Annotated in this window: 7 protein-coding genes; 1 reads left to right on the forward strand and 6 read right to left on the reverse strand. The window is 61.1% G+C overall.

Annotation, left to right across the window (positions count from 1 at the left end; genetic code table 11):
* Positions 1–18 precede the first annotated feature (18 nt).
* From ACREC7_RS04090 to ACREC7_RS04110, 5 genes are all read right to left on the reverse strand, one after another.
* Positions 19–1,035, reverse strand: a complete 1,017-nt coding sequence (locus ACREC7_RS04090; protein ID WP_431554418.1) for a GNAT family N-acetyltransferase — start codon at positions 1,033–1,035, stop codon at positions 19–21.
* A 256-nt stretch (positions 1,036–1,291) separates the two neighbouring features.
* Complete coding sequence (locus ACREC7_RS04095; protein WP_431554419.1) at positions 1,292–1,924, reverse strand: hypothetical protein; 633 nt, start codon at positions 1,922–1,924, stop codon at positions 1,292–1,294.
* 16 nt (positions 1,925–1,940) lie between these two features.
* Entirely contained in the window at positions 1,941–3,476 is a 1,536-nt protein-coding gene (locus ACREC7_RS04100; protein ID WP_431554420.1) for a YifB family Mg chelatase-like AAA ATPase, read from the reverse strand.
* Positions 3,477–3,583: 107 nt separating this feature from the next.
* Positions 3,584–3,955: a hypothetical protein gene (locus tag ACREC7_RS04105; RefSeq protein ID WP_431554421.1), complete on the reverse strand. Its 372-nt coding sequence runs from the start codon at positions 3,953–3,955 to the stop codon at positions 3,584–3,586.
* Positions 3,956–3,973: 18 nt separating this feature from the next.
* Positions 3,974–4,498: an ester cyclase gene (locus ACREC7_RS04110; RefSeq protein ID WP_431554422.1), complete on the reverse strand. Its 525-nt coding sequence runs from the start codon at positions 4,496–4,498 to the stop codon at positions 3,974–3,976.
* Between the two features lie 404 nt (positions 4,499–4,902).
* On the opposite strand from ACREC7_RS04110, the gene ACREC7_RS04115 reads away from it, so the two are divergent.
* Positions 4,903–6,750: a hypothetical protein gene (locus ACREC7_RS04115; protein WP_431554423.1), complete on the forward strand. Its 1,848-nt coding sequence runs from the start codon at positions 4,903–4,905 to the stop codon at positions 6,748–6,750.
* A gap of 9 nt (positions 6,751–6,759) precedes the next feature.
* Here the strand turns inward: ACREC7_RS04115 and gshB are convergent, their stop codons facing one another.
* Complete coding sequence (gene gshB, locus ACREC7_RS04120) at positions 6,760–7,713, reverse strand: glutathione synthase (protein WP_431554424.1); 954 nt, start codon at positions 7,711–7,713, stop codon at positions 6,760–6,762.
* Positions 7,714–7,832: the final 119 nt, after the last annotated feature.

Genomic DNA, 7,832 nt, shown 5'->3' on the forward strand with positions numbered 1-7,832 from the left:
AATCCCCATATTCCGCGCCTAGTTAAAAGCGATCCCTGGCGCGACGGTCGCGGAAAGCTCATCGGGCGAGCCGAAATGGGCGAAATAGCGGGTGTTGATCGCTTCGACCGGCATGATCACGAAGACGTCGATGGTACCAAACTGATGGTCGATGACGGCGCCGTCGCCGATATAGGCCCCAACCCTGAGATAGCCCTTGATCAAGGGCGGGAGCGCCTTGATCGCGGCGCGCACGTTGACCTCGTCGGCGGGCATCATGTTCATGTCGACGCGGAGGTGCTCGTGCGCCTTGACGCGCCAATCCTCCGGAGCGAGCGCGGTATGGTAGAGATAACTCAGCGCCGTGGCATGCGCTTTCGGGTCGGTGCCGGCGAAGCTGGCGCAGCCGATCATGACATTGGCGCCGTGCTCGCGCACATACGACCACACGCCCTGCCACAAGAGTTCGAGGGTGCGCCTGTTGCGGTAAGGCTTGAGCACGCAAGAGCGGCCGAGCTCCATGAAGCTATAGTTGGCGCCCTTCGCCTGAATCAGCGGCAGAATGTTGTATTCGCCTTGCGTGTAGAAGCCGTCATTGAGGTCGGCCACCTCTTGGCGCAGCACGCGATAGGTGCCGACCACGCGCGCTCTGCGCCAGCCGCGTCCGTTGGTCTCGTCGCCGCGATCGACTACGAGCAGATGGTCGAACACCTTGTCGAAGGCGTCCTCGTCGCGGCGCGACAGCATGGCGAGCGCGCCGGGGACCGCCGACATCTCCTCGTAGAACACCTTGTAGCGCAGGCGCTGCGCCTGCCTGATCTCGCTCTTCTTGCGCGCGAGCCGCACTTCGAGAGAGCCGATGCGGCCATAGATTTTCGGCGGATGCCAAGCCCCGAGCCGCCTCGGCCTCGACTGCCAGCGCGGGGTGAAGGGCAAAAGGCCGCCGTGGGATGGCCGGAACGTCAGTCCTGGGAGCATGGGAAAGATCAAGCCGGGAAACATCGGGCCGCCGCGGAATCGCTCCGCGATGCGCCCGGGTGTCAGCTTCAGTGCCATGTCTCAGCCAGGCTCGCTGTGAAGTGAGGCGGCCGCGCAACGCAACACGCGACTGAAGCGACGCTACAAGCGCGGCAGCCCCGATTCGGCCACAACAAAGCTCGGTTAGCAAACCAATTCGAAGGCTGTGTGACAGTTTGGGGATATTGGTGGGGCAGGCGCGGGCTTATACAGAACATTGACGCCCCTGAAAAATCGGGGGATCTGCCGGCTCACGCCGCGGCCTGCGCCCGGCGCAGAGTCTCGCCGCGGTAGCTCAAGGCTTGGGCGATGCCCAAAGTTCTTTTGTTGAAACGACGAGACCTATAATCCCGCTTACAACTTCGATCCACGTTGAGAGGTTTGGCGGAATTGGTATTCCAAGCTGGAACAAGCAAAGCGAGACCGTAAAAAAAAGAGGTAGGAGAACTCCGCCAAACGTTAGCAGGAATATGCTGAGGAGCTTAACTGCCCTTGTGAAGGGCCTTGTTGCGTTCCAGTCCCAAAGAAGAAAGAGCGCTCCCAGACTCACCAGAGCTAACAGCAAATTCAGTAGAGCCTGCGCTTTCACATTGATCAACGCGTCGTGGGCGAAAAAATTTGCCCCTGACACCCCCGCGAGCACGATCAGCGCAAGAAATAATAGGATCGCTTCCCGTTTGCGCGTAACAGCTGGTTCCCAAACTAGGGCGGCCGCAATCAGGCCGCCGACGATAGAAACCATCAGTATCGCGAATGTAGGCGCCCAGGGGCCAGCTGTCGTGTTTGTATTTTCGGTTACACCAGAGATCGCTGGGATAGCGCTATCCGCCACCCCAAAGGTAAGATGACCGCCAAAGAAACCCAGGACCCCGAAGAGCACGGCAAAGACAATAGCGAAGGCCAGCAGGGCTAGGAAGATTCGGGACATGATGCCCTCATCATGATCACGCCGCGGCCTGCGCCCGGCGCAGAGTCTCGCCCCGGTAACTGAGCGCCTCGGCGATATGGATGCGGGCGACGCATGCCTCGCCGTCGAGATCGGCCAAGGTGCGGGCGACACGAAGTGTGCGGTGATAGCCCCGCGCGCTCAAGCCCAAAGCATCGGCGGCCTCGTGAAGGAGCGTGCGCCCGGCGTGGTCGGGAGCGGCGATGTCTTCGAGCAGGCTTCCGTCGCAATCGGCATTGGTCCGCGCGCGGGGATGTTTCAGCGCGGCGAAGCGCTCGGCCTGGATCGCCCGCGCCGCGGCCACGCGGGCGCGGACCTCAGCACTTCCTTCCGAGGCCGGCGGCAGCACGAGGTCGGCGGCACTGACCGCAGGCACCTCGATCTGAAGATCGATGCGGTCGAGCAGCGGCCCCGAGATGCGCGCCTGATAGCGCTCGACGCAACCGCGCCCCTGCCGGCAGGCGTAGCCAGGTTCGCCGGCCCGGCCGCAGCGGCATGGGTTCATCGCGGCGATGAGCTGGACGCGCGACGGGTAGGAGATGCGGTGGTTGGCGCGCGCGATCACCGTCTCGCCAGCCTCGAGCGGCTGGCGCAGCGCGTCGAGGACTTGCGGATTGAACTCGGGAAGCTCGTCGAGGAACAGCACGCCGAGATGCGCCAAGGCCACCTCGCCCGGCCGTGGGCGCGTGCCGCCGCCGACCAGCGCCGCCATGCTCGCCGAATGATGCGGCGCGCGGAACGGACGCGTCCTGCCGATGCGCCCGCCGGCAAGATCGCCGGCAAGGCTGCGGATCATGCTCACTTCCAGCATCTCGGAAGGGGCGAGCGGCGGGAGCAGGGACGGGAGCCGCTTCGCCAGCATCGACTTGCCGGCGCCCGGCGGGCCGATCATCAGGAGGTTATGGCCGCCGGCGGCAGCCACTTCGAGCGCGCGCTTGGCCGTTTCCTGGCCTTTGATGTCGCGCAAGTCAGGCATCGCTGCGTCGCCAGGGTCAGGTGTCGGCAGCGGCCGCTTCAGCGTCTGCAGGCCTTTGAAGTGATTGACCAGCTGAAGCAGATTTGACGGCGCGATGATCGCCATGTCGGCGGCGGCCCAGGCGGCCTCTGCGCCTGAATCGCGCGGGCAGATCAGTCCCTTGCCAAGCGCATTGGCCCCGATGGCGGCGGGCAGCGCGCCGGCGATGGCGGCGATCGAGCCGTCGAGGGCAAGCTCGCCGAGCACGCAATAGCTTTCGATGGCGTCATGCGCCACGGCGCCGGTCGCCGCCATCAGCCCGAGCGCGATGGGGAGGTCGTAATGGCTCCCTTCCTTTGGCTGGTCGGCTGGGGCGAGATTGACGGTGATACGCTTTGGCGGGAGCGCGAGCCCGATGGCGTTGAGCGCGCCGCGCACCCGCTCCCGGCTCTCGGCCACGGCCTTGTCGGGGAGGCCGACGATGGTGAAGGCCGGCATCCCCGGCCCGATCTGCACCTGCACATCGATAGGCCGCGCCTCGATGCCCTCAAAGGCGACGGTAGTGACCCGGGCAAACATTGCTGAAGCCCCCGTTCAGGCTCAACTCTACAGCCTCAAGTTCTACTCTAGCCAAGTTGCACCCGGCCGGCAAGAACATTAAGCGAACATTCGGGGAGAGGGTAGGCTTATGCCCAGAGATAGGCGGCGAGGCAGCCAAAGATGAGGGCTAGCACCACGAGGTCGGCGACGCCGAAATGCATGAGCCAGGCCGGCGGCTCGCGGTAGCGCGGCACCACGCGCATCAAGGTCAGCGCGCCGTAGAGGACAAAGCCCACGATAAACATGCTGAGGTAGACCGATTTGTCCTCGCCGCCGCCTTCTCGTGGTGCGAGCAGCAGCACCACCACGATGCCAAGCCCGATATAGAGAAGGTAGATCCCGAACATCCAGATCGTCTTGATCGAGCCCGCGCGGTCGGTGCGCCACTGTTCGCGAAGCGCCGGCAGGTTGGCGACGAAGGCCGCGACCACGGCGAGAAGGACGCCCAAGCCTTCCATGCGAGCCCCCCGCGCCTCCTATTTCGGGATCAGCGTGTTGGAGGGAAGCTTGGGATCGATGAGCCGCGCCGTCTGCTCGGCGCCGGTGACCGGCAGCGCGGCCTTGTCCAAAAGCCCGAGCTGCACGAGCATGCACGCCTGGTCCCAATAGATGCGCTCATAGGCGATCTTGTCGCCCTCGAAGCCGACCACCACCACGAAGGGGATCGTCACCTTGCGCCCGGTTGGGGCCACGCCGGGGAGGATCGCCGGCATCTCGCGATCATGCGTGAAGCTGATGATCAGCTCGTCGACGAGGCAGGTCTTACCGATCGTGCGCGAAACCTCCGTGACCACAAGATCGTCGGGCCAATGGCCGATGAACCAGGTGTCGTAGAACGCGCGCACGCCGTCACGGCCGTTGCCGCCGGTCATGGTCGGGACATGGGTGACGTGAGGCATGGCCGTCATGGTGGCCATGGTCGCCTCGATGTCCTTGGTCTGGAACTCTGCCGCGGTATGGGCGTCGAACACCGCGCCGAGGCACTTGTTATCGTTGGTCACCAGCTTCTCCACAAACTCTGTGTATGAAAACCAAGTGTCTTGACACTATGTGTGAATGTACGCTATATGTTCCTTACCATGATCGACCTGACTGCCTTTACAACCAAGCAATTGCAGGAAGCCGCATCGACAGCCCAGGTTGTCGAATGTGAACCCGATCCTCGCAGGCGCGCTCTGGCGGCCTATTTCCGAAGTGGCAGCGTCGAACCGCCGAAGAATGGGGCAGTTCCGTTGCGGCACGACGGAAAGACGTATTTAGCGCTGATAGGGGCAGAACAACTCTTAGCTGTATACCGCGTTCGAAGCGATCTACAACTGAAGCGACTCCGACGAATACCGCTTCCAGTTGCGGCAGCTGCAGAACTGACTCGTCTTGGGCACACATTTTCCCAGGGAACAACATCATGACTGAAATCATTTACGAACCCCTCGGCGTCGCTGATAAGGATTTTCACGTCACCAAATCGATCGATCAATGCCCTCCAGGCTTAATGATGCGTGAGCTTCTAAAAAACGCCTTCGAAGCTCAGTTTACCCCGGAAGAAAATGGCAATCGCGTCGTAATTTTGCGGGCAGTGTTTGTCGATGAAGCTCCCAAACTGGCGATCATGAACACGGGTCATGGGCTAACACCCGATGAGCTGAAGAGCGCGACTGACCTCGCCTCCTCGATAAGGAAAAGCAAAGGTCTCGACGGTCGCCAGAATCGTGGTGAAGGAGCGAAAGTAGCATCGCTCCCTTGGAACCATCTCGGGTTCAAGATGCGTTCGTGCCATGCAGGCAAAGTGTCCGAGGTGTTGCTTCGGAGGATCGATGATCGATACGTACGCGAGCGGTTCCCGGCCCTCGACGACGATGGCAATCAAACTTTCGAAGCCGTCTGGGATGTCACTGACGAGTATCGAGAGAAGAAGCAAGAACTTGGGCAGGACTGGACCGAAGTCATTCTCCTCGGTCAATCGCACGATCAGGATACGATCCGTTGGCCTTACGGCCGGCAAATTGGGTCTGGCGAAAAACGCACGCCGCTGACAGAAATTTTCAATCGGTTTTATGACTTTCCGGACAACACGAAAGTCTTCGCCTCCGACGCGCTACATGGTCGAAAGGGGGTAATGGAGCTGCGGCCTATGGCTCGTGTAATTCAGCGGTGGGGTGGCAATCCAACCGTTCTCCGCGCGGAGCGCGTTCCATGCTTTGACGGAATCGAGATCGAATACGTCCACGCACCACTTCAATCTGGTAGCAATAACGTGATGGGCCGCAATGAGCTCGCAGGCGACGCAACACGGATTGCTCTAGTGTGGCAAGACGAAATGTACGGTGCAAAGATAGGTAACGAGTGGCGGCATGTAGCAGCTGGCTACGGGGTTCCCTATGTACACCGCGAACTATCAATCTTCATCCACCTGCCGGATAGCTATCCCGTCCGCGATGGCGCGTATAGACAACGTTTGGTTCGAACCGACACGGGCGAAGAACTTGAGTGCGAAGACTTCATTCAGGAAGTTCGCACTCGTATGCCAAAGTGGGTTCGAGAGCTGGTTGAACGCGCACTAGCACCCAAACAAGTGACGAGCATGGAGGAGGTTGAGAAGGCGCTCGCCGAACGCCTTCGTCGCGCCCGCATTCGAAGGGTGGAACCAACAGCCATCGGTTCCGTTGTCATGGCTGGCAATGGTTCGTCAGGCGAGTCTGCAGCCGGGATCGCTGCAATCAAGAACCGGCCAAAATCAGAAACAGTTACTGATCCCGATGCGGCTGCAGCTCCCCCAGCACAACAGCGTCAACCCAAGCGACCAGACAAGACCGTGAAAGCCGCTCAAAAGATAAGCTCCGCGCCTAAAATTATTTGGCTAGAAGAACCTGAGCTTGTGGAGGCGGAAGAGCTTACTCATCGAGCTGCAAAGTACGTTGCAGCTACCAACCAGCTTTTCATGAATGCACTCCATACCTCAGTCTCCGGCAAACTGAGGGACCTTGAAGCGCACTATTTAGGGCAAGTCGATCTGGAGCAGGCGAAGGGACTCATTACGGACTACGTACGAGTGGCAATGGCCTTACATGTGGGCACTGCTGTCGTTCATGCACTCGCAAAGCAAGGTGCACCAGACTGGACGACCGACGAGATCGAACGTGCATGCTCGACGGAGTGCTTGACCATTGTTGCCGAAAATAGTGACCATCTCTTCGGAGCCATCCGCCAAAGGCTTGGCACCACGGACGCTTTCAAGGCCGCGCGGGCGATCTAAAACAGCAGATTACTTCTTCTCCCGCTTCACCTTCGCTTCGATCACGTCCCAGATCATGGCAGCGATGTCTGGTCCGCCGAACTGCGCCACTTGCCTGATGCCGGTTGGTGAGGTGACGTTGATTTCGGTGAGATAGTCGCCGATCACGTCGATGCCGACGAAAATCAGCCCGCGCTTCCTGAGCTCAGGCCCAAGCCGCGTGCAGATCTCCTTGTCGCGAGCGGTAAGCGTGGCTGGCTCAGCCCTGCCGCCGACATGCAGATTGGAGCGCGTCTCATCGGGCGCCGGTACGCGGTTGATGGCGCCGGCGACCTCGCCGTCGACTAGGATGATGCGCTTGTCGCCGCCGCGCACCTCCGGCAGATAGCGCTGCACCATGATCGGCTCGCGGAACGTCATGCCCAAGAGCTCGATCAGCGAGTTGAGATTGGTGTCGCCCGGCGGAACGTGGAACACCGCGGCGCCGCCATTGCCGTAGAGCGGCTTCACCACGATGTCCTTGTGCTTGTCGCGGAACGCCCTGATGGCGTCGGGGGAGCGGGTGACAAGCGTCGGCGGCATCAGATCGAGAAAGTCGAGCACGAACACCTTCTCCGGCGCGTTGCGCACCGCGGCGGGGTTATTCACCACCAGAGTCTTGGGGTGGATGCGCTCGAGCAGATGTGTGGTTGTGATATAGGCCATGTCGAAGGGCGGGTCTTGACGGAGATGCACCACGTCGAACTTGGACAGGTCCTCCTCGCGCGGATGCGCGAGCCGGTAATGGTCGCCAGGCTTGTCCTCGACGGTGAGGCTGTGGCCGAGCGCGATCAACCTACCGTCGCGGAGCGAGAGATTGTCCGGCGTGTAATAGAACACGTCGTGGCCGCGCCATTGCGCTTCGAGCAGCAGAGCGAAGGTTGAATCGCCCCTGATATCGATGCGCTCGATCGGGTCCATCTGGAAGGCGACTTTGAGGGCCATGGCGCATCCTTATAGGCAAAGTCTACGCAAAGTCTCCACCGTATCCAGTTTACCCGTCACCCTCTCCGCGCGGGCGGAAAGGGCTCCAACGGTGCAATTTGGTTTCCCCTCCCCCCTTG

The organism is Methyloceanibacter sp. (assembly GCF_050728395.1).
Classification (GTDB): domain Bacteria; phylum Pseudomonadota; class Alphaproteobacteria; order Rhizobiales; family Methyloligellaceae; genus Methyloceanibacter.